Origin of the sequence: Caballeronia sp. GAFFF2 (assembly GCF_023631485.1) — a bacterium.
GTDB lineage: Bacteria > Pseudomonadota > Gammaproteobacteria > Burkholderiales > Burkholderiaceae > Caballeronia.
Window position 1 is genome coordinate 416,409 of sequence record NZ_JALQDA010000035.1, and the last position, 21,963, is coordinate 438,371.

19 protein-coding genes are annotated in these 21,963 nt (G+C 61.5%); 11 read left to right on the top strand and 8 right to left on the bottom strand.

Features of this window, described 5'->3' with window-relative positions:
- Positions 1 to 187: 187 nt before the first annotated feature.
- Complete coding sequence (locus NCT04_RS28030; RefSeq protein ID WP_250469053.1) at positions 188 to 1,096, bottom strand: LysR family transcriptional regulator; 909 nt, start codon at positions 1,094 to 1,096, stop codon at positions 188 to 190.
- 125 nt (positions 1,097 to 1,221) lie between these two features.
- On the opposite strand from NCT04_RS28030, the gene NCT04_RS28035 reads away from it, so the two are divergent.
- Entirely contained in the window at positions 1,222 to 1,983 is a 762-nt protein-coding gene (locus NCT04_RS28035) for an SDR family NAD(P)-dependent oxidoreductase (RefSeq protein WP_250469056.1), read from the top strand.
- Between the two features lie 23 nt (positions 1,984 to 2,006).
- Here NCT04_RS28035 and NCT04_RS28040 read toward each other — a convergent pair whose 3' ends face one another.
- Positions 2,007 to 2,450: an SET domain-containing protein gene (locus tag NCT04_RS28040; RefSeq protein WP_250469065.1), complete on the bottom strand. Its 444-nt coding sequence runs from the start codon at positions 2,448 to 2,450 to the stop codon at positions 2,007 to 2,009.
- A 397-nt stretch (positions 2,451 to 2,847) separates the two neighbouring features.
- Between NCT04_RS28040 and NCT04_RS28045 the strand changes: the two genes are divergently transcribed.
- On the top strand, positions 2,848 to 3,138 hold the full coding sequence (locus NCT04_RS28045) for a hypothetical protein (RefSeq protein ID WP_250469068.1): 291 nt from the start codon (positions 2,848 to 2,850) through the stop codon (positions 3,136 to 3,138).
- A 12-nt stretch (positions 3,139 to 3,150) separates the two neighbouring features.
- Here the strand turns inward: NCT04_RS28045 and NCT04_RS28050 are convergent, their stop codons facing one another.
- Positions 3,151 to 4,167 carry an alpha/beta hydrolase gene (locus NCT04_RS28050; RefSeq protein WP_250469070.1) on the bottom strand — a complete coding sequence of 339 codons (1,017 nt, stop codon included), beginning with the start codon at positions 4,165 to 4,167 and terminating at the stop codon, positions 3,151 to 3,153.
- 295 nt (positions 4,168 to 4,462) lie between these two features.
- Here NCT04_RS28050 and NCT04_RS28055 point away from each other — a divergent pair, with 295 nt between their 5' ends.
- A complete protein-coding gene (locus NCT04_RS28055) occupies positions 4,463 to 4,852 on the top strand; it encodes a hypothetical protein (protein WP_250469072.1) in 390 nt (129 codons plus the stop codon).
- A 25-nt stretch (positions 4,853 to 4,877) separates the two neighbouring features.
- Here NCT04_RS28055 and NCT04_RS28060 read toward each other — a convergent pair whose 3' ends face one another.
- Entirely contained in the window at positions 4,878 to 5,192 is a 315-nt protein-coding gene (locus NCT04_RS28060) for a hypothetical protein (RefSeq protein WP_244829823.1), read from the bottom strand.
- 349 nt (positions 5,193 to 5,541) lie between these two features.
- Between NCT04_RS28060 and NCT04_RS28065 the strand changes: the two genes are divergently transcribed.
- The 3 genes from NCT04_RS28065 to NCT04_RS28075 all read left to right on the top strand — a co-directional run bounded on the left by NCT04_RS28065 (position 5,542) and on the right by NCT04_RS28075 (position 9,315).
- On the top strand, positions 5,542 to 5,829 hold the full coding sequence (locus NCT04_RS28065; RefSeq protein ID WP_250469074.1) for a hypothetical protein: 288 nt from the start codon (positions 5,542 to 5,544) through the stop codon (positions 5,827 to 5,829).
- Between the two features lie 20 nt (positions 5,830 to 5,849).
- Positions 5,850 to 7,646, top strand: coding sequence for a RecQ family ATP-dependent DNA helicase (locus NCT04_RS28070; RefSeq protein ID WP_244829821.1), 1,797 nt, complete (start codon positions 5,850 to 5,852; stop codon positions 7,644 to 7,646).
- 514 nt (positions 7,647 to 8,160) lie between these two features.
- Positions 8,161 to 9,315, top strand: a complete 1,155-nt coding sequence (locus NCT04_RS28075; RefSeq protein WP_250469075.1) for a porin — start codon at positions 8,161 to 8,163, stop codon at positions 9,313 to 9,315.
- Between the two features lie 93 nt (positions 9,316 to 9,408).
- Here NCT04_RS28075 and NCT04_RS28080 read toward each other — a convergent pair whose 3' ends face one another.
- Positions 9,409 to 11,799, bottom strand: a complete 2,391-nt coding sequence (locus NCT04_RS28080) for an ATP-binding protein (RefSeq protein ID WP_250469076.1) — start codon at positions 11,797 to 11,799, stop codon at positions 9,409 to 9,411.
- A gap of 398 nt (positions 11,800 to 12,197) precedes the next feature.
- On the opposite strand from NCT04_RS28080, the gene NCT04_RS28085 reads away from it, so the two are divergent.
- Complete coding sequence (locus NCT04_RS28085; protein WP_250469077.1) at positions 12,198 to 12,944, top strand: Lnb N-terminal periplasmic domain-containing protein; 747 nt, start codon at positions 12,198 to 12,200, stop codon at positions 12,942 to 12,944.
- Between the two features lie 9 nt (positions 12,945 to 12,953).
- Here the strand turns inward: NCT04_RS28085 and NCT04_RS28090 are convergent, their stop codons facing one another.
- A complete protein-coding gene (locus tag NCT04_RS28090; RefSeq protein WP_244829817.1) occupies positions 12,954 to 14,312 on the bottom strand; it encodes an MFS transporter in 1,359 nt (452 codons plus the stop codon).
- A 303-nt stretch (positions 14,313 to 14,615) separates the two neighbouring features.
- Between NCT04_RS28090 and NCT04_RS28095 the strand changes: the two genes are divergently transcribed.
- Positions 14,616 to 16,385 (top strand): ShlB/FhaC/HecB family hemolysin secretion/activation protein, encoded by a 1,770-nt coding sequence (locus tag NCT04_RS28095; RefSeq protein WP_250469078.1) that lies wholly within the window; start codon positions 14,616 to 14,618, stop codon positions 16,383 to 16,385.
- Between the two features lie 69 nt (positions 16,386 to 16,454).
- Here the strand turns inward: NCT04_RS28095 and NCT04_RS28100 are convergent, their stop codons facing one another.
- Together NCT04_RS28100 and NCT04_RS28105 are read right to left on the bottom strand one after the other, a co-directional pair.
- On the bottom strand, positions 16,455 to 17,600 hold the full coding sequence (locus NCT04_RS28100) for a porin (RefSeq protein ID WP_250469079.1): 1,146 nt from the start codon (positions 17,598 to 17,600) through the stop codon (positions 16,455 to 16,457).
- Between the two features lie 68 nt (positions 17,601 to 17,668).
- Positions 17,669 to 17,893, bottom strand: coding sequence for a hypothetical protein (locus tag NCT04_RS28105; RefSeq protein ID WP_250469080.1), 225 nt, complete (start codon positions 17,891 to 17,893; stop codon positions 17,669 to 17,671).
- A gap of 8 nt (positions 17,894 to 17,901) precedes the next feature.
- Between NCT04_RS28105 and aldA the strand changes: the two genes are divergently transcribed.
- The 3 genes from aldA (at position 17,902) to NCT04_RS28120 (ending at position 21,960) form a co-directional block, all read left to right on the top strand.
- Positions 17,902 to 19,326, top strand: coding sequence for an aldehyde dehydrogenase (gene aldA / locus NCT04_RS28110; RefSeq protein ID WP_250469081.1), 1,425 nt, complete (start codon positions 17,902 to 17,904; stop codon positions 19,324 to 19,326).
- A 94-nt stretch (positions 19,327 to 19,420) separates the two neighbouring features.
- Positions 19,421 to 20,746, top strand: a complete 1,326-nt coding sequence (locus NCT04_RS28115) for an MFS transporter (protein ID WP_350030048.1) — start codon at positions 19,421 to 19,423, stop codon at positions 20,744 to 20,746.
- The gene (locus tag NCT04_RS28120; RefSeq protein ID WP_244829812.1) at positions 20,743 to 21,960 is read left to right on the top strand and encodes a mandelate racemase/muconate lactonizing enzyme family protein; all 1,218 of its coding nucleotides are present in this window, start codon (positions 20,743 to 20,745) and stop codon (positions 21,958 to 21,960) included. Before NCT04_RS28115 ends, NCT04_RS28120 begins: the two co-directional genes overlap by 4 nt.
- The last annotated feature ends 3 nt before the right edge of the window (positions 21,961 to 21,963 follow it).

Here is a 21,963-nt window from a genome sequence, read left to right on the forward strand (position 1 = left end):
GGCAGAATGGGTCGAGCCGCGCTCGGGGGTGAGGTCCTGCCGAAATATATCACCGTGCCGGCGCGCTGCAAGCAATCTGTCGCCAGGGCGCTATAAAGAAGCCTCGTCATGTCCGTGTCCTTCCGGCATCCCGTTCGTATTCTCAGGGAAGATACGGATCACAACGCGCACGGGATGCAAGCCGCGGCTATTCGAACGCCTCGGAAAAGCGCGCCATCGCCCAGTCGATAAACACGCGCAACCGCTGGCTCATATGCCGGTCGGGCGGATAGACGAGAAAGAACGGATAAGGCGCCGGCTGCCAGCCTTGCAGCAGCGGCACGAGTTCGCCGCGCGCGATCGCGGCATTGGCCGCATAGGCGAACGTCTGAATGACGCCGAGTCCCGCCAGCCCCGCCGCGAAGTGCGCCGTACTTTCGTTCACGCCCATGTAGCGGTTCTGCACGCCGTCCACGACGATCTTCGTCGCACCCTTTTCGAAGCGCATGGGCACGACGCGGCCCGATCGTGCCGACATGTAGTTCACCACGCGATGCCCTTTCTCCAGATCGGACGGATGCCGCGGCTTGCCGTATCGTTCGATGTAGCCGGGCGTGGCGCACGTGACGAAGCGCGCGCGTCCGAGCGGCCGGGCAACGAGCGATGGTTCGTCTGCCCGGCCGCCGCGAATCACGCAGTCGACGTTGTCGCCGATCAGGTCGACCTGACGGTCGCTCACGCCGAGCCCGATGTTGATCTCCGGATATTGCGCGGTGAATTCGGGCAGCGCCGGAATGAGCACGCAACTCGCCGTGGACGAACCGATGTCGATCCGCAACCGTCCGCGTGGCCGCTTCTGCGCGGCGCTGAAGCTCGCGTCGATATCTTCGAGTTCGTGCAGAAGGCGCGTGGTGCGTTCATAGTACGCATTACCTTCCGGCGTAACGGAGACTTGACGCGTCGTACGCTGCAGCAGCTTCATGCCGAGATGCTTTTCGAGCGAACCGACGAGCTTGCTCACGGTTGCAAGCGGCATGTCGAGCGAGCCGGCGGCGCGCGTGAACGATCCGGTTTCGACGACGCGCGCGAACACCCGGATGGCAAGAATCTGGTCCATTGATTATCTACGCAGGTGGATAAAGTAATCGCGTTCGACGACTTTATTCAACAATCCATTGTTTGTACAGTGAGGTTCATGCGCTGGCGACGACGCCGGCTTAACTGATCGAATCGGAGAACATCATGACTCAAGAAGCGCAAGGCAAGCTGGCAAACAAGATTGCACTGGTGACGGGCGGATCGAGCGGCATTGGTCTCGCGTCGGCGCAGGAACTGGCGGCGGAAGGTGCGACGGTGTTCATCACAGGCCGTCGTCAGGCGGAACTGGATGCGGCGGTCGCGGCCATTGGCGCGGGCGCGACGGGCATTCGCGCGGATGTGTCGAAGCTCGACGATCTCGACCGCGTCTTCAGCGAGATTCGCGAGCGTGCGGGGCGGCTCGATATCGTCGTGGCGAATGCAGGCGGTGGCGACATGGTGCCGCTTTCGCAGATCGACGAGGAGCACTTCGACCGCATTTTCGGAACCAACGTGAAGGGGCTCGTGTTCACGGTGCAAAAGAGCTTGCCCTTGCTCGTGGATGGCGGCTCGGTCGTCCTGATGGCCTCGACCACTGGAATTCAAGGCACGGAAAATTTCAGCGTCTACAGCGCGAGCAAGGCGGCGGTGCGTAACTTCGCGCGCTCATGGATTCTGGATTTGAAGGATCGCGGCATTCGCGTGAACGTGGTGAGCCCGGGCCCGGTGCGCACGCCGGGGCTTGCGGGCATCGTGCCCGAAGGTCAGCAGGAAGGGTTGTATGCGCATCTGGCTTCGTCGGTGCCGCTCGCGCGACTGGGCGAGCCGCGTGAGATCGGACGCGCGGTGGTGTTTCTTGCATCCGCTGACGCAAGCTTCGTGAACGGGGCCGAGTTGTTCGTCGATGGAGGGATGGCGCAAATCTAAGCGTCGACGTTGTCGGCGAGGCACTACCTTCCCGCCGACAACATCGTTCCCCGACAGCCCGATGCCTGACATCGGCATGCATAAAGCCGCTTCATTGCCGCCGTGCGCCGTCCTTCCACCGTCAGGCGGTAATCGATGAAGAGCTCATCGCCCTTTCGAATGGGCTGGATGGCGAAGATGAAGACGCGCTCGCCGTCCTGCTCGGCTTCGCAGTTCGGCGCGCAACTGTGATTGAGCCAGCGTGCGGAGTTGCCGCCGCGTGCGCCGTCGATCACGCTGCCATCGTCGAGACCGAAGAAGAAGGTGTGACCGTCCTCGGCGGTCGAGCGTTCATGGCTGCGTTGCGCCTGCTTCCACGTCAGCCGCTGCCCCTTGTATTCGAGCAGCAGCGCGCCGGTGGGTAGATCGGCGAGGGCGAAAACGCCCCGGCCATGGACGGGAGAAGTTCGTACTGTGATTCGTCGCATGGTGTGGCGGCTCGCTTGGGTTTGCTTGAATTCGCGCGAAGACGGGAGATTTGTTTGAGCCTGTGCGCGGCGATGGTTATGATGATGCCGTCATAAATCGCTGTCACGCCCATGCACGCTGTTTTAACCCGCAGGCGCAAGAGACGCAAGCCACTCAGAGGCACGCTCGCGCGCTATCGTAACCGTATCGTCGAAGTGTTGGGAGAGGCTCGCGGCGAACGCGTCATGATTCGCTCCATTCACGACGATGGCGTCGAGCGGCGCACCGCCGTCAAGTGGATCAACCTGCTGCCGATGGATACCGAACTCTTCTGACTTGCACTACGTCCTCATTCTTCTCTCATTTTCGGCTCGCAGAATGGCTTCATCGACGAACCGGAAACAACAGGAGACGAACATGAAGACGATCAGAAACATCACGCTGGCACTGGCCTTGAGCGCCGCTTGCATGACGGCGGCAGAGGCACATCCGTTCATTGGCGTGGGTATCGTGGGCGGGCCCGTGTTTCCCGTGGCTTCCAATGCGCAGAGCGCGCCGCCGCTGCCGGTCTACCCGCACGCAATGTACTCCGGCCCCGCGCCGCTGCCGCTCGATGCACCGCCGCCAGTTTATGTGCAACCGGCCATCGGCAATATCGCGGCGATCATGGGACATGCGAACCCGGCGAACGGCATAACGGGATCGTAAGGACGCATGTGCTCAGGCCGCGAGGCTGTGCTTGCGCAGCCAATCGAGCACGATCGCAGCGATGGCGTCGCTGTTGTCGTCGGCCATGAGCGCGTGAGAGTTGCCGGTAATGCCGCGCGCGGGCAAATCGATCCATTCGACATCCGTGCCCGCCGCGGCCAGCGCGTCATGCCAGCGCCGGACGTTCGGCACCGAATCGACCCAAAACGAATGCTGATCGAGATAGTCGCCCCAAAGGAAGAGATGCGGCACATCGCGCAGAAGAGCGGCGTCGTGATCGTCAGGGGACGGCGCGCCGGATGGCTCCAGCGAGATCACCGCCTTCACGCGTTCCGGCGCATTGAGCGCGGCCGTCAGCCCGAAGTTGCCCCCCTGACTATGCGTGAGGATGATGCTGGTGTCGAGGCTCGCGATGAGCGCGTCGTAAGCATGTTGCGTGCGGGCATTGTTGGTCGCCCAGCGCGGCACGAACTGATGCATGAAGGTTTCCATCCGCCCGACAGGAAAGCGCACGCCTTCGTGCGAGCGTCTTGCCGCTTCATCCGGATGCCACGAGCCCGCCGGGCCGAAGCGGAAGGTTTCTTCCCACGCCTCGCGCGCCGTGCGAAAGTAGGGCGCTTCGGCGAATACCTCGGGATACGGCGCCCACGACGCGCGTCCGCGTTCGACCGCATCGGAGACATACACATCCAGACCCGAGCGCAGGAAGAACATCTGCCAGCCGGGACGGCCGTCGGGCGTGGTCTCCCAGTTGACGCCGCTCATGCCGCCGCCATGCCAGAGCAAGAGCGGCCATCGTCCGGTGGGACGTTCGAGCCTGATGTATTGCACGTACATCTGTCCCGCGATGATCTCGCCATTCTGATCGACAGGATGCACCGCGCCCTGGTTCGTGCTGACGCGGTCGCGATGCGGCATGCCGCTTAGCGTAAGCATCTCGCCGCCGACGAAGAAGCTGCCGATGTCGCGTACCGAGATGCAGGTTTGCAACTGGCGCTGTGTGTCGGCTGCGTGGGGATGATCGGTCATGGATGGCGCCTTTTTCGGTGGGCACGCGGGATGGATCGTTCCTCATTCTAGATGCTTCCACGAAGTGCACCGGCGCAATTACAAACCGCTTCACGCGGTCCCCCGGCGCGTGGTGCACACTACGCGCAGACGAATGGCTTTCACTCGGGAACAACGGCTTATTGTGTGGCTCTAAGGGGTCGACAAACACGCGACAGTGCCTCAGGCGCCGATCGCCTCCACGACACACGCGTGCCTCGCGGCGGCTCTTTCTTCGATTGGAGTAGAGCCAAAGCGGCGCGCCAGCTTGCGGACCATGAATACCCAACTCAGCAACGAATGCAGGACCCGGCTTTTCCGGATCACACTCGAAACGCCCGTGGAAGGCGTGGCCTTCGTCATGGCGGACAGCCGCGAAGCGGCATGGCGAATCGGCAAGACGGTGATGGCGGTCTTGCGCGGCATCGGCATCTACGATGTCGCGCTCAAACACGTTCACTCGTTTGCCGAACTCGTCGCAATGGGCAAAGGCGATGACGAAGACCTGCGAATCTTCGAAGTGGCTTACGACGATGAAAACGGCCCGGTCTGGGCAGGCTCGCCGTACTTCCTGACTAACGATTCATCGCTGCTCGGCAAGTGGGCCGAGCTTTGCGCGGATCTCGCGGCGGATGTAGCGCGTATGGCTATCCGGCGAGCAAAGTAGTCGGTGGGCCTGGAACGGACCAAACTCAGGCGGCTGCGCGCCGGTTCTGAGCGTCCTCATGCGACTCGGGGTACGCGGAGTCGAGCGCGTTATCCAAAAGGGCAAGCTTGCGTTGCAGCGAGGCGACGCGATGGCACTGCGACGGGACGAGATCGTAGTCGGCATCGAGCTGGGCGATGCGTTTGTCCCAATATCCGGTCGGAAAGCGTCCCGGCGCCACGTCGGGCGGCCCGGCATAGCTTGCGAGAATCAATTCCAGATGCCTGAGTTCGCTTTCCGCGAGTTGCGCGGTTCGGCGCTGTCGAAACTCGGGGATGGCGGCATCGATGCCTTTCTTCATAGTCCTTTTCCTGCTCGAATCGTAAAGTAAACATCTGAGCAATTGACGTTCCGATGGTTCGCTTTACCTTCTTCGAAATTGTTTCCAATTGAAAACCAGCTTGCGGTGAGGCTTATCTGGTCTCGTTTCCGCACCTTTTGGCATCGAGCGGGTTTTCCCTGATTTTTTTACGAACGACCGTTCGAGGCATGGAACGCATGCAAAGCACGGAAGAATCAACGGGACATTTCTTCATTGCCTTGGCGCTTTCTTCAAGCAAGTGGTGCTGGGTCTGCTGATTGCTTTGATGCTGTTCGAAGGCAGCGCGGCAACTCCTGCATAAGCGCCAGCCTCCATCGAGGTATCGACAATGAAAAAGACAGCGTCTTCCATCCTGTGCTGCGCCGTTGCGTTGACCGGACTCATCGGCTCGATCGCGGCGCATGCTGAAGAGAGCACCGTGCCGGGCAACACGCAATCGGGCTCCGGCGCATCCGGCAAGTCGGCTGGAACGGCAGGTGGCGCGGGCGCCGCAGGCAAGGCGGGCACCGATCCCACGACGCTCGCGCGTACCGAAGAGGAACGCGTGAAACAGAAGAACGCCAAGAGCAGTGGCTCTGGCAAGGCCGATTCGAAAAGAAAAGACTGGAAAGACTAAGCCCTCGCCATCTCCGACTTATGAACGATAGCCGCACACGCAAGAGCCGTTCGTCGCGACCGCTCGACGCCGAACTGGAAAAGGCACTACTCAAGGTATTCGGATTTCCGCACCTGCGGCCGGGTCAGGAAGAGGTCATTCGAAGCGTGCTCGACGGCGCCGATACGCTCGCCGTCATGCCGACAGGCGCCGGCAAATCGCTTTGCTATCAACTGCCGGCGCTGCAATTCGAAGGCATGACGATCGTGGTATCGCCGCTCATATCGTTGATGCGCGATCAGGCTGCCAAGCTCGCGGAAGCGGGCGTGGCGACGAGGGTTCTGAATAGCACGCTCAAGGCAAGCGAAGCGCGCGAAGCCATGCAGGCCATCGCCGATCATGCGGTTCGCATACTGTTCGTCACGCCCGAGCGTCTCGTCGATGCCGAGTTCAACGCAACACTTCTTGCCGATGGCATGCCCGAAGTTCCGCTCGTGGTGATCGACGAAGCGCATTGCATTTCGCAGTGGGGACACGACTTCCGTCCTGCGTACGTCGAACTCATTCATGCGGTCAAGACGCTGGGCCGACCGCCCGTGCTCGCGCTGACGGCAACCGCGACGCCCGCGGTCGTCACGGACATCGTGCGCGAATTGCAAATGCGCCATGCAAACGTGATCCATACGGGCGTGTATCGCGAGAACCTGCATTTCTCCGTCGAGCAGTTGACGAATCCCGAGGAAAAACGCGCGCGTGCAATCGAACGCGTGAGCGCAATGCAAGGCAGCGGCATTGTGTATTGCTCGACAGTGGCCGAGTGCGAGGCGCTGCATGCCGCGCTCGTCGATGCCGGCGTGGAGGCCGAGCGTTATCACGGCAAGCTCGCGGCGAGTGTACGTTCGGAAGCGCAGGACGCTTTCATGGAAGATCGCGTGCGCGTGATGGTGGCGACCAATGCATTCGGCATGGGGATCGACAAGCCGGACATTCGCTTCGTGCTGCATGCGCAGATGCCCGGCAGCCTCGATGCGTACTATCAGGAAGCAGGCCGCGCGGGCCGTGATGGCGAGCCTGCGGATTGCATTCTGCTCTTCGAGATGAAGGACAAGCAGGTTCAGCAGTTCTTTCTCGGTGGCCGCTATCCGAGTGCGGAGACTATTCGACTCGTGGCCGAAACCGTATGCAAGCTCGCCAAGGAAGACGCTGGCCACACGCTGCAGAAGCCGCTTGAACGCTTGCAGGAAGCGATGCCGAATATCGGTGCGAACAAGTTGCGCGTGGCGGCAACATTGTTGAACGAACTCGGCATGACGCGGCGCACGCAGCGCGGCGGCATGAAACTCATCGACGATGGCGCGGCCTTCGCGCATCTCGATCAAGCAGCGGGCGCGTACACCGCGAGAGCGGAGCGTGACCGCGCGGTGCTGGAACGAATGATCACGTACGTGCAGAGCGCGCAATGCCGCTGGCGCATCGTGCTCGACTATTTCGCTGCCGATATCGACGATGCAAAGTCGCATGAGCTTCTGCGTCAGGCGGAGATGAATTATCGATCGCCGGAGGACGAGCTTGGCGGCAAGACATGCGGCGCTTGCGATAATTGCCTGCATCCGCCGGAGATCAGCATAAGCGCGCGTGAAGAACGTGAGCACGCACGCGTCGATGAAGCGTCGAAGCCGCTGGGCAAACTAAAGACTTTCGAAGCGGGCGATCGTGTTCGCGTGCGTCGCTATGGCGTGGGCACGGTGGAAATGATGAGCGGTGAAAGCGTTGCCGTCCGCTTCGCCGATGACTCGACGCGCACGTTCGTCGCGCAATTCGTCAAGCGCGCTTCTTAAGTTTTTTTAGCGTTTTCTTAGCATTTCCCAAGCGTGCGGCTTAAGCGCTTTAAGTCATGAAAGCGCGTTTAGCGACGCTTGACAATTAAGCGCAATCGAAGCGTAAAAGGGCGGCTTCCTCTCGCGAAGCCGCCCCTGTCCCTGGACTGCAATTCGGAGTTCTTCAGGACATGACGAAGCGTAACAACCCGATTGCCAACAACAAACCGCATGGCTCGCAAATGGCTCTTGCGTGGATCGGTGGAATGCCGTCGTTCATGCACAACACGAAACCTCGTCTGTATTACTCGCCAAGAGACCTAAGCGTCTGAGCTTAAAGGGATATGAAGCGTCCACTTAGCTTAGTGCGGTTTTAGCAAAATATTGTTTCCTGGCGACCGCAGCGGAATAAACGAAGTGCTCACATATAGTGTCCCTCAAGTTTCTTGAGGAGCGAGCTTCTGCTTGCGCGGTAGCCTGATCTTGAAGAAGCCTGGTCTTGAACATGAACACTTAGCAGGGCACTTAGAGAACCATGAAAAAAACTCTTCTCATCGCAGGCGTTCTTGGCACATTCGCCGCCACGGCTCAGGCGCAAAGCAGCGTCACCTTGTACGGCACGCTCGACGCGGGCCTCGTCTACACCAACAACTCTGCGGGACACAGTAACTGGCAGCAAGGCAGTGGTTCGGTATCGGATACATATTTCGGTTTGCGCGGGTCTGAAGATCTGGGTGGCGGAATGCACGCGCTTTTCAAATTAGAAAGCGGCTTCAACCTCAACAACGGCAGCTATAGCGAAAGCAACTCCATGTTCAGTCGTCAGGCGTATGTCGGCTTGCAACATGACCAGTACGGCACGATCACGCTCGGTCGCCAATACGACTCCATGGTCGATTACCTCGCGCCCTTGTCGGAACCGGGCGGCGGCTATGGCAATAACCTGACGGCGCATCCGTTCGATAACGACAACCTCGACAACTCGTTTTCGATCAAGAATGCAGTGAAGTATCAAAGCGCCAACTACGGCGGCTTCAAGTTCGGCGGCTTGTATGGCTTCAGCAATGACGCCGGCCAGTTCTCGAACAATCGCGCATGGAGTGCGGGTGCTTCGTACAGCACGGGTCCGTTGAACTTTGCGGCGTCTTACCTGCAAATCAATAACTCGCGCACGGGCAATACGGGCGGCGCGGTAGCGGCGGGTCAAGGCAGCAACAACAATCTGACCGCCGATCAGCAACGCACCTTCGGCGCAGGCTTGAATTACGCTTATGGCCCGGCGACCGTCGGCTTCGTGTGGACGAATACGCATTACGACAACCTGATCGCGGCGTCGCAAGGCGGCTCCACGTTCGCGTTGCCGGGCGGCACGAACCTGCATATGAACAACTTCGAACTGAACGGCCGCTATGCGTTGACGCCTGCGCTCGATCTCGACGCGTCCTACGCGTACACCGACGGCAAGATCAACGGCGCAAACGGCTCGGGCGATCCGAAGTGGCATACGGTGTCGCTCAAGGCGGATTACTCGCTCTCGCGTCGCACGGATGTGTACGTCGAAGGCGTGTATCAGCATGCCTCGGGCGAGCTTGGCAATGCAGGCGCCAATGTCGCGATGATCAACACGTTGTCGCCTTCGACGACGCAGAATCAAGTGGCGGCGGCGGTCGGCTTGCGTCACCGCTTCTAAGCGTGCGTGCTTCGTTGTTGCCGTAGCATCACGCGATAAAAAAGGGGCTGCGATCTCATGATTGCAGCCCCTTTTGCTCAAATAACGAAGCGCTTATTTCTTCTCTTCCGAGCGCTTGACGAGCTGTTCGAAATCCTGCGCCGCGCCGCCCGTTCCCGCTGCCAGCCGCGCCAGCGCCGAAGCCGCCGTATCGCGCCGCACGCCGCTTTCCGGTCGATACTGCTTAGGCAACGCAATGAAGAACGTCGCGCCGTGATCCGGCTGGCCTTCGCCCCAGACCTTGCCCCCATGACGCTCGATGATCCGCCGCACGTTCGCAAGTCCGATTCCCGTGCCATCGAATTTTTCATCGACGTGTAGCCGCTGGAACACGCCGAAGAGCTTGTCCACGTAGCGCATGTCGAAGCCCACGCCGTTGTCGCGCACGAAGTACACCGTGTAGCCCGCGAGTTCGGCCGTGCCTTCCCGCGAGCCGATTTCGATGACCGGTTGCTCGCGCGCGCCGCTGAACTTGACCGCATTGGCGATGATGTTGTTCAACGCCACATGCAAAAAAACGTGATCCGCTTCGGTGGGCGGCAGCGCATCCACCTTCCAGTGCACACGCGCTGACGTTTCCTCGTCGATGTCGGTCTGGATGACCGTATGCACGAGCGCATGCATATCGACCTTATGCGGCCGCAACGCCGCGCGGCCGAGTTGTGCGAAGGAAAGCAGGTCGTCGACGAGACGCCCGCCGAAGCGTGCCGATGTCACGATACGCTCCAGATAGCCGCGCCCACGCTCCGACAGTTTCTGGCCGTCCATCTGCTTGAGCAGATCCGCAAAGCCCACGATATGCCGCAACGGCGCTCGCAGATCGTGCGACACCGTGTACGAAAAGCCTTCCAGTTCGTGATTTGCGCGGCCGAGTTCAGTCGCCAGTTGCGCGATCTCTTCCGCACGCCGCAGCACGATGCCGAGCACGGCCGCGCGGAACTCCAGCGCAATCTCGCGCTCGGCGGTGCGCCACGGCAAGGAGCGATTGCGCACCTCATCGGTCCACGTTTCGAAGCTCACGCGCGGTGAGAGCGAAGAGGAAAGCCCCGTTAGCTTCGCGCGCGGATCGCCCGCCCATTCGATCGTCTGCACGACCTCGCGGCGAAACCAGATCACGTAATTACGATAGATCTTCGAGATCGATACTGCGAGAAAACCCGCGACATTCGGCGAATCTGGCAGCACGGGACAATCCGCCGATGCGCGATCCGACAGCACCACGTCCTCGCTTTGCTGATCGAGCCAGTCGACGAGCGCTGTCACGTCGTGCTCGCTCGGCGTCACGCCGATGAGCGACGTGCGCCCCTCGAAGATCACCGCCGCGCCCGATGCCCGCGTCAAGCCGAGCAGGTCGTTCGAGTCGTTGACCAGGGCTTCGACGAAGCTGTCGGTATTGGCCATCGACGAAAGCAGCTTCGAAAGCATGCGGCGCAGTTCGAGCCGGTAATGCGCTTCGTTTTGTGTTTCACGCGCCTCGATCTGCAGCGAGACGATCTGCGCGACATGCTCGCAAGCCGTGCGTACTTCGAAGGGCGGCAGGCGCGGCGTCGCGTGATGACAGGAGATCAATCCCCAGAGCGCGTCGTCGACGACGATGGACATCGACATCGAGGCAAGCGTGCCCATGTTGCGCATATATTGCAGATGCACGGGCGAGACGCTGCGCAAGGACGCGTAAGTGAGATCGGTCGGCCGGCCAGTTTGCGGATGCAACGCGGGCACGAGCGGCGCGGCTTCGTAATCGGCGTTCGAAATCAGGCGGATGCGATTGCGCTTGTAGAGTTCGCGCGCCTGGGCGGGAATGTCGGACGCGGGGAAATACTGGTTCAGGTATGACTGATAGCCCGGCTCAATGGCTTCGGCGAGCACGTGGCCGTTGCCGGCTTCGTCGAATTGATAGACGAGCGTCCGCCCGAAACCGGTAATGCGCGCAATCTCCGTCGCCGCGAACTGGCAAAGCTGCTCGACCGTGCGCATGGACTGCACTTCGGTGACGAAGGAGCGCACGAGCGGATACATGCTCGAAAACACTTCGGCGGTATGTTGCGCGGGTTCCAGTTCAACGAAGAGCAAGCCTTCATGCCGATGCACGACGAGCGCGAACGGGCCCCTTTGGCTCCAATGATCGATGACGACATTGCCCGTGTGGATCGTCGCGCCATCGCGCGTAAGCCTTCCCAATTCGGCGACGGCGCGGCGGCTGGCTTCATCGCCGATGACGAACGACAGCGGCTCGCCGAGGCAACGCTCGGGCGCGATCGACGTGAGTTGCGCGACATTGCCACTCACTTGCAAGATCGTGCCTTGTGCGTCGATGCTCAAGAGAAGACCGTGCGGCTGGATGCCGCCAGGAACGTGAATGGGCTCGCGCGCGCATTCGGCATACGCCGATGCATCGGGCGCATTGAATTCACTGCTGTGTGCGGTGGAGGAGTTGTCCGTCATTGTCTCGATAAGGCGTTTCGGCGGCGCAAAGGCGCGCCGGTTTGTCCAATGGCCGCAAGCTTCCAGGCAGCAGACGCATTAAGACGACGATCGGGTCGCGGGCTTCGTACGGCCGTGATTCGATGGTCGAAGACGATTTACGGTTCGCACGCCGGTCTTTGAACCGGATTTTTTTCTGCATGTCGATGCGGCACGGCCGGTCATTTCTACTCCGGGCGGCGCATCCTGGCTGATGAAGCAATTGTAAGCGGGCATCGCAATCCTTGTTTTCAGACCGGCGCATTCATGCGGATATTCGGGCATACCGGCGCTTTCGCATGAATCGTTCCGCGCTTCGAGTCGCGCGAAGTCTCGCGGTACAGTGGCGGTTGGTCACGAGCCTTTCATGGAGTCCGACCGTGAAATCCGGCACTGAAAAGAGCGCGCCTTGGGTGGAGGAATATGCACGGACCGCGTCCGCCATGTGGTGCGGCGACCAAGTGCGTATTCGCAATGTCCGCAACTTTGTCTACCGAACGCGGGACGAAGCCACGCCCGCCTATTTCGACGCCATCTATGAGATCTCGCGACTACAGACGGTCGATCTCGTGGTGTCGCGCTGGACGCATGAATCCATTGCACATGTGTTCGTAAGCTTCGGTTTCGACGATGGCCGTTATCTCTCCATCTCCATCGAAACGCGCCGTCGGCAAGGGCAGCATTATTCGACGTGGCGCGGCTTCTTCAAGCATTACGATCTGATCTATGTCGTGGCCGACGAGCGCGATCTGATCGGCGTGCGTACCGATATACGGCGCGAACGCGTGTCGCTGTATCGCGCGCAGGTCACGGCCGCCACCGTGCGCGCGCTGTTCAAAGACTACATGCGGCGCGTGAACGACCTGAACGAACGCCCCGAGTTCTATCACACGCTCTTCAACAACTGCACGAGCAATATCCTGCATCACGCGCGAACGGTCGCGCCGCATCTTCGTTATAGCTGGAAGGTGCTGCTAAGCGGTCACGCCGACGACTACACCTATCGCATGGGCCTGCTCGACAACACCTCGACGTTCGATGAACTCAAGCGGCGCAGTCTCATCGTACGGCCGGAAGGCGCGCTGATCGACGAAGACTTTTCGGCGGCGATCCGGCGCGCTCATTGAGTGCTTGGGTCAGCCAGCCGTTCTCGCGGCGACGCTGCCGGAACCGGCATGAAGGGCCCGGCGTGCGCAGAGCGCGAGCAACACGCACGACAGCCCGTTGAAGAGAAAGAGTCCGCGCGGACCGAAGACGGTCATCAATAGCGAAGCCAGCGCCGGACCGGTCATGCCGCCGAGCGAGAACAGCACGAGCAAGGTCGCCGAGATGGCGACGCGCAAATGCGCCTCCGTTCTATCATGCACGTGCGAAACGATGAGCCCGTATTGCGTGAACGTCACCGCGACATACGCCAGCGTGCCGCACCACACCACCGCGCGAAAATCGAAGCACAGCAGCACGAAGCTCAAGGTCGCCGAAATCGATGCCGTGTAAAACACGAGACGCCGTCTGTCCACTTTGTCGGAGAGACGGCCCATCGGCCATTGCGGCAGGAGTGCGCCGATCAGCGCCACGCCCATGAAGGTCGCGAGTTCGCTCGTCGAAAAACCGGAGCGTTGAAGATAGACCGGCGTCATCGAATAGAACGCGCTGTAGAGAAAGCCCGCGAGAATGCAGCCCGGAACCGCGAGCGGCGTCGCGGCCATCATCTCGCGCAGGCTCTCGCGCCAGGTTCGGGCGGGCACGCGGTCGAGGTTTTCATCGGCGACCTTGACGGGCCAGCCTTCCAGCAAGGTCACGGGCAGCACGGCGGCGGCGAACAGCGCGGCGGCGATGGAGAATTGCTGCGCACCCGTGCCCGCGCCGACATTGAGCAAGAACTGCCCGGTGCCGACCGCGAGATAGTTGATGGCCGCATACGAGCCGAAGACCTGGCCGCGCCGCTCGTTCTCCACCGTGCCGTTGAGCCAGCTCTCGATGGACGTATAAAGCCCCATGAACGCGACGCCCGTCAGAATACGCACGAGCGCGAGGAGCCACGGCGACTCGCTCGCGCCGAACGCCAGCGCGAGAATCGACGCGGCCGCTGAAAAAGCCACGAATGTCCGATGCTGCCCGATCCGGTCGATGAGCCGCCGGTTCACCACCGCGCCGAGAATGAAGCCCAGGTAATAGCACGACTGAATGAGGCCGATCACGAGCGTCGGATAACCCGCCTGCAGGATGCGCAGCGGTATCAGCGTCTGGAAGAGTCCGTTTCCCGCGACGAGCAGCGCATAGCCGCACAATAGGCCCGCGAGCGCGCGATAACTGCTGCCCGCGCCGCCGGGCGGTGGCGGCGGAAGCGGGTCGCCGCCCGAAGGCGGTGTCTGACGGCCGAAGAGCTTGGCTTCGGTGAGCGGTCCGGTCCGTGCGATGGATGAGGACTCCGGCGTTGTCTCGCTCTGTGTCTGATCGGAAAACTGCGGCGTTTCGTCTGCTATTTTTGTCATGACACTCGTTTGCGTTCGGAACGGCCCTTGGTCGAGGCGCGTTCGCACCCGATGCTACCTGAAACCGGAACGGCGCCTGAGCACGTGTGCGACCAATTCGTGATCGACACCGACATCGTGGCGCTTTCGAGCTTCGCCTCGCGCGCTCACGGTCACGCCATTAGCGAGTACGATGTCAGGCCGCCGCGTGACGATGCGGACATTGAGACGAGGAGCGCCTTTGCGACAGACTTTCGATATTCGCCGTGGTTGGCCCGCGCATCGGCGCGCTGGTAGCGCATGACGCGGGCATCGAAGGGGAGCGTGCGGTTCACGCGGCTCGCGTGTTGCATTGCCGCCGCTCATGCCGCTGTTTATGCCGCCGCTTATACCGATGCAGCGCACGCGCAATCATATAAAGACGTCGCGCCGATTGCCCCGCCCGCCGCCGAGCGTCCGCGTGCACCGCAGCCGCCCGCCGAATCCGGCGATGCGTCGCAGGCCGTAGCGATCGCGGATTTACGCGGCATCGCTTTCGTGCGCTCGGACGGCGCGGCCGGTTCCGCCAGCACGCAAGGCACGCAGAGCGCTGCGATCACGGCCAGTGGCGCGCCGCTGCTCGATTCCGCTTTCCTCGATACCTTCGCGGCCGATCTCGCCCATCCGCTCACCTTCGCGCGTCTGGCCGAAATTCGCCGCGCCGTCGTGCAGCGTTATCGCGAGGCGGGCCTGCCGCTCGTCGATGTCTACGTGCCCGAGCAGGACGTGAGCGACGGCGTGGTGCGCATTGCGATTGCCGAGTTTCGCGCGGGGCGCGTGCTCCCTCAAGGCAATCGCTATTTCTCCGATGCGCTCCTTGCCCGCGAGATGCCGCTGCCCACCGGCGAGCCGATCCGCGAAGCCGATGTCGCCGCGGGCCTCGCGCTCCTGAATTCGAACCCGTATCGCCGTGTCGACGTGATCTATGCGCCGGGCGCCGCCGCGAATACCACCGATGTCGTCCTGCAGACCGAAGACCGGCTGCCGTTGCGCGTCTACGGCGGCTACAACAACGACGGCGTGCCGGACCTGGGCCGCGACCGGCTGCTTGCGGGTTTCGACTATGGCAATCTGTTCGGCACGGATGCGCGCATCGGCTATCAGGCGACGGCGAGCAACGACCTCATTTCGGGTAATCCGGATATCGAAGGGCGGCCCAACCGGGCGCGCTTCATCGCGCATTCGTTCAACCTGATTGCGCCGCTGCCGTGGCTTGACCGTATCGAACTGTTCGGGGTGTATGCGCAAAGTACGCCACGCTTGCCGGACAGTTACGGACAGACGGGCACGAGCGCGCAGCTCAGTTTTCGCTACGACTGGCGCCTTCCGCCGCTCGACAAGGCGGGTGCGTGGCAGCAGCAACTGCAACTCGGCTACGACTTCAAGCGCTCGAACAACGACCTCGAATTCGGCGGCTTTCAGGTGTTCAATGCCAATACGCACGTCCATCAGTTCGTGCTTGCCTACGATTTGACGAAGAGCGACGCATCCGGCGACACGCATCTGAATGCATCGCTCTACGCGAGCCCCGGCTATCTCGACGGCAGCAACAACAGCGACGCCTTCGATACCGCGCGTCTCGGCGCGAAGCCGCGCTATCAGTATCTGCAACTGTCCGCGCAACGCGATACGCCGCTGGGTGCGACGGGCTTTTCGGTATCCGCGCGCGGGCTCGTGCAGTGGACCAACAACACGCTTTTGCCGAGCGAGGAACTCGGGATTGGCGGCGACTCGACCGTGCGCGGCTACGACCCGTACGCGGCGCAAGGCGATCGCGGCTGGAACCTGCAGACGGAGTTGCGCTCGCCGGCCATCACGTTCGGCTTCGCGGCGATGCAGCCGTTTGTGTTTTTCGATGCAGGGCACGTGTGGAACCGAATCTCCGAAGCGGGCGAGGTCAACAATGCATCGCTTGCGAGCATCGGCGGCGGTGTGCGTTTTCAGATGAGCCGCTTCGTCACGTTCAGGGGAACGCTCGGGTTTCCGCTCAGGGCAGTCGTGCCGAATGGCTCGAAGGCGCCGTTAGGGGAGATTTCGGTGGTGATCGGGAGTTGAGCGTCACGCCCAAGAAAAAGGCCGAACGAGCGTCCGGCCTTCCGCACCACGAACTCAATGTCAGCTAGATCAGAACGCGTGCCGCAAAGCCACTCGCGCGACAAACTGATTCGAATTCGACGACACTTGCTGCGCGCCCGGAATATACGCGTTGTCCAGCACCGAATCCGTCGAAGGCCCGTGGATTTTCTGATAGGCGCCTTGCACATAGACGTCCGTGCGCTTGGACAGGAAGTAATCCGCCATCAAGCCGAACGAGTGAATCTTCGGCTTGACCGTGCCTGAAGCCGCGTCGTACGTCTCGATGGAATACACATACTGCGCGCCGATGAAGAACGCCGGCGTGAACTGGTACTTGCCGTTCACTTCGAAGTTCTGATACTTGACGGCGTTGAGCGTGTTGCCTGCTGCCACGAGCGTGCCGCCTATATAGCCATTGGTCGACGGATCGCGATAACTCGAATTCGTATAGGCGAAGCCTGCCGTTGCGGGGCCGAACGAGTAGTTCACGCCCGCGCCGTAGACCTGCATGCGTCTCGCGACGAAGCTCGCATCGTTGGCCGCGATGGCGCCGATGCCACCCGCGCCGACGCCGTCCGCGCGCATATATGCCGCGCCGGCCAGCAAGCCGCCATTCGCATACGAAGCGCCGACGCTATACAAGCGGTTGTCCGCGAAACCCGTGCTGTTGCTGAAGCCATACAAGCCGCCGAACTTGAAGCCGCCGAAAGACGGACTCGCATACTTCACCGCGTTGTTCACGCGAAACGAGTTGTCCGTGTTGTCGTTGTCGAACGGATGCGCGAACAGATAGCCCGCGAAGTTGCCGTTGACGGTGGTCGGCGCAAGGTAATCGACGACGGAATCGTACTGACGCCCAAGCGTCACCGAACCGAAGCGTTCGTTCTGCACGCCCACGAAAGCCTGACGGCCGAACATGCGGCCACCCTGACCCGCCGCGCCGTTGCTCAGGTTCAAACCGCTTTCCAGTTGATACACGGCCTGAGTCGCGCCGCCGAGATCTTCGACCCCGCGCAAGCCCCAGCGGCTGCCCGACGCATAACCGCTCGTCAATTCGTAGGCGTGATTTCCGCCGACGTTGCTCGTGTAGTCGAGGCCTTCGTCGAGCACGCCGTATAGCGTGACGCTGCTCGCTGCAAAGACGGAGGAAGACAGGCAGCAGACCGCTGCGAACAGAATGGCTTTAATTCTCATGAAAGTCTCAAGTTTTCTTGTTTTATCCGATGACGTCCGTGTCGCTCACGCGAAAACGCCAAGGATGGCTAACGATGAGCGACGGATTGTGCGTGATCGACGCGCGCTTGCAAAGGGATTTCGCCGAACATCGAACGTGAGTTTTTTGAATGTTCTGCCAGCAAATTCTTCGCTTGTCGCTGCAGCGCGAAGCGCGGAAAAATGGGCCGAAAGTCGTAAGAGGCAGCCGCGACATCAGCGGCGCTGGTTTTTCCGCTGCGGCCGCCGTCGCCCGTCATCGAACCAGGAATCATCGAGAAACATGAAGTCAGAACGCAATTTCGTGAACGGATGTTTCATCGCGCCCGCAAGCGATCAACGCACCGCCGTCGTCAATCCGGCTACCGAAGAAGTGCTCGGCCACGTGCACAACGCAACGCGCGAAGAGGCGCTGCAAGCCGTTGAATTCGCCGCCACCGCGCAAAAGCGCTGGCGCGTGATGCCCGCCGCCGAGCGCGCGGTGCACATGCAGCGTCTCGCGGACGCCATCGTCGAAGCCTCCGCCGATATCGGCGCGGCGCTCGCCTCCGAGTCGGGCAAGAGCCTGACGGACGCCACCAACGAAGCCATCTACGCCGCGCAGATCACGCGCTATCACAGCGAATGGGCGCGGCGCATCGAAGGCGAAGTCATTCCGAGCGATACGCCCGACGAAAACCTCGTGCTGCATCGCGAGCCGATAGGCGTCGTCGCCTGCCTGATTCCCTTCAATTTCCCCATCTACACGCTGCTGCGCAAGGTTGCGCCGGCGTTGATCGCGGGCAATACGGTGGTCGTGCGCCCGAGCAACAACACGCCGCTGTCCGCGTTCGAATTGGCGCGCGCCGTCGAACGCGCTGCATTGCCGCCGGGCGTCGTCAATATCCTGGCGATGGATCACGCCACCGCCGAAGCCGTCTGCACGCATCCGGCCGTCGGCATGATCACGCTGACGGGCAGCGTTTCCGCGGGCCGCAAGGTGCTCGAATACTGCAAGGCGAATATTGCGAAGCCTTCGCTGGAACTGGGCGGCAAGACGCCCGCGATCATCGAGCCGGATGCCGACTTGCAGAAGGCCGCGCGCGAACTCGTCGCCTCGAAGCTCACGCATGGCGGTCAGCTTTGCACGGCCATCGAGCGCGTTTATGCGCACGCGAGCATCCACGATGAATTCGTTCGCCTGCTCAAGGAGCAGATGCTGGACAAGCAGATCGGCGACCGTTTCGAAGACGCGAGCTTCATGGGGCCGCTCGTCAACGAGGCATCGCGCAAAGGCATTCACGCCATGGTGATGCGCGCGGTCGAGGCAGGCGCTGTGCTCGAAACCGGCGGCGAAGTGCCGATGCGCAAGGGCTTTTTCTATCCGCCGACGCTTTTGTCCAACTGCCGTCAGGACATGGAGATCGTGCAGGAAGAAACCTTCGGGCCGGTGCTCGCCGTCGTGCGCTACGGCACGCTCGATGAAGCCATCGCGATGGCGAACGATCATCAATTCGGTCTTTCGTCCGTGCTTTACACCGAAAACTATCGCACGGCGATGAAGGTCGCCAACTCCATCGAAGCGGGCGAGCTTTATATCAACCGCACGCCGGCCGATCCGTATCAAGGCTTCCACGCGGGCTGGAAACGCTCCGGCATCGGCGGTGACGACGGCAAGCACGGCATGCTCGAATTCACGCAGACGCGTCTCGTCGTCATGAAGTACTGACCCAGGCCGTGTCTTCTCGCGAGGACGCCGCCCGTTTTCCTTTTCCAACTCACACAAAAATATACGAAGGCTGCGGGCTTTGCGCCCGCGGTTCATCGAGGAGCCTCCCGTGTCATCGAATCCCGCTCAAACCAGCCAGGGCGCGGCTGCGCTGCCGCTCAAAAGCGCGCGCGCCGACCGCTATCTGCAACTCGCGCTGCTCGTGGTCGCCGCCGGCGCGATCTATCCGATTCTGTATCTGCGGCAGGTCTATCAGCCGACGATGCTCGAAGTATTCCGCATCACCGAAGAGCAACTCGGCTATCTCTACTCCGCGCTCGGCACGATCTTCCTGATCTGCTATTTGCCAAGCGGCTGGCTTGCGGACCGCGTCGCGCCGCGCGTGCTCATCTGTTTTTCGTTGATCGCGACCGGCGCGCTCGGGCTGTGGTATTCGACGGCGCCTTCGTTCGCCTCGCTGATCGTGATCTTCGGCTGCTGGGGTTTGACGACCGGCCTCACGTTCTGGGCCGCCATCATCAAGCGCGTGCAGATGATCGCCGCCGCCGACGAGCAAGGCCGCTTCTTCGGCTTTCTCGATGGCGGTCGCGGCTTGATCGAAGCGCTGCTCGCGACCATCGCGATTTCGGTCTTCGCCTATGTGACGCACACGCGCGGCGACTCCACCGCGGCGGGTTTCAAGCTTGTGGTCTATATGTACGCGTTTCTGTGCATCCTGCTTGGCGTGGTGCTCGGGCTGGTTCGCGATCCCGACGCGGGCGCCACCGCCGTGGCGAAGCGCAAGAGCAACGTGCTGCGCGACCTTGCCCTGCTGCTGAAGAATCCGCAATTGTGGCTGCTCGCGGCCATCGTGTTCTGCGGCTATCAGGTGTTCTGGGCGACGTACAGCTTCTCGGCGTATCTGCATGAGAAGGAGATTGGCCTTTCCGTGGTCGCGGCGGGTTTCATCACCACGCTCAAGCTGTGGATGCGTCCTATCGGCGGCATCGGCGGCGGCTTTCTCGGCGACCGCTTCTCGAAGTCTTCCGTGCTTGTGTTCGCCCTCTTCGCAGCCGCGCTCTCGCTTGTCGTGCTGATCGTCGCGCCGGGCATTTCGAGTCACGTGCTGATCGCCGTGGTCGTGCTGTTCATCGGCGTGATGACCTATGCCATTCGCGGTCTCTACTGGTCCCTGCTCGACGACTGCAAGGTGCCGGCCGAGACGAGCGGCCTCGCCATCGGCCTCATCTCGGTGATTGGCTACTCGCCGGACGCATTCCTGCCGCTCGTCAACGGGCATCTGACGCAGAACTATCCCGGCGTGCTCGGCTATCAAATGTACTTCGGCTATGTCGCCGTGATGGCCGCGCTCGGCGGTGTCGCCGCGCTCGTCTTCAAGCATCGGCTCAAACGCATGGAACGCAAGGAATCGCAGCAATGAAAATCGCCGCACTGGAAACTCATATCGTCGCCGTGCCGCCGCCGCATGTCGGTGGCATGTACTGGATCTTCGTGAAGCTGCGCACGGATTGCGGCATCGAGGGCGTCGGCGAGATTTACTCGGCCACGTTTCATCCGAAGGCGATGACGCCGATCATCGAAGATGTATTCGAACGCTATCTGCTCGGCCACGATCCGCATCATGTCGAGCGCTTCTATCGCGAAGCCTTTTCGAGCGGCTTCACGCAACGCCCCGACCTCACCATGATGGGCGTCGTAAGCGGCCTCGAAATGGCGTGCTGGGACATCATCGGCAAGGCGGCGGGCAAACCGGTGTACGAACTGCTCGGCGGCCGCGTGCACGAGCGTCTGCGTTCCTACACGTATCTTTATCCGAAGAACAGTCGTGGCGAATACGACTACGACGACCCGGACCTCGCGGCGGAATGTGCCGCGCACAACGTCGAACTCGGTTTCACGGCGGTGAAGTTCGATCCGGCAGGCCCGTACACGGCGTATTCCGGCCACCAGATTTCGCTCGAAGTCATGGACCGCTGCGAAACCTTCTGCCGCAAGGTGCGTGAAGCGGTTGGCAGCAAGGCCGATCTGCTGTTCGGCACGCACGGACAGATGGTGCCATCGTCGGCGATCCGCCTCGCGCAACGCCTCGAAAAGTTCGATCCGCTGTGGTTCGAGGAGCCCGTTCCGCCGGGACAGGAAGACGCGATGGCGCAAGTCGCCGCGAAGACGAGCATTCCGATTGCGGCGGGCGAGCGTCTGACCACGAAGTACGAGTTCTTCAAGCTGCTCGAAGCGCGCGCCGCATCGATTCTGCAATTCAACGTCGGACGCGTGGGCGGGCTACTCGAAGCGAAGAAGATCGCGAGTCTCGCCGAAGTGCATTACGCGCAGATCGCGCCGCATCTGTACAACGGGCCTGTCGGCGCGGCGGCCAGCGTGCAGATCGCGGCGTGCTCGCCGAACTTCCTGATTCAGGAAAGCATCGGCACGTGGGACGGTTTTCACGCCGAAGTGCTGAAGACGCCGATTCGCTGGGAAGACGGCTACATCATTCCGTCGAACGAGCCGGGTCTTGGCGTCGAACTGAACATGGACGTGGTGCGCGCGCATACGCCTTATACCGGCGACCGTCTGCATCTGCAGATGACACCCCGGCCTTTCGACGTGAAAGACCTCGCGCCTGCCAAAGGCTGACAC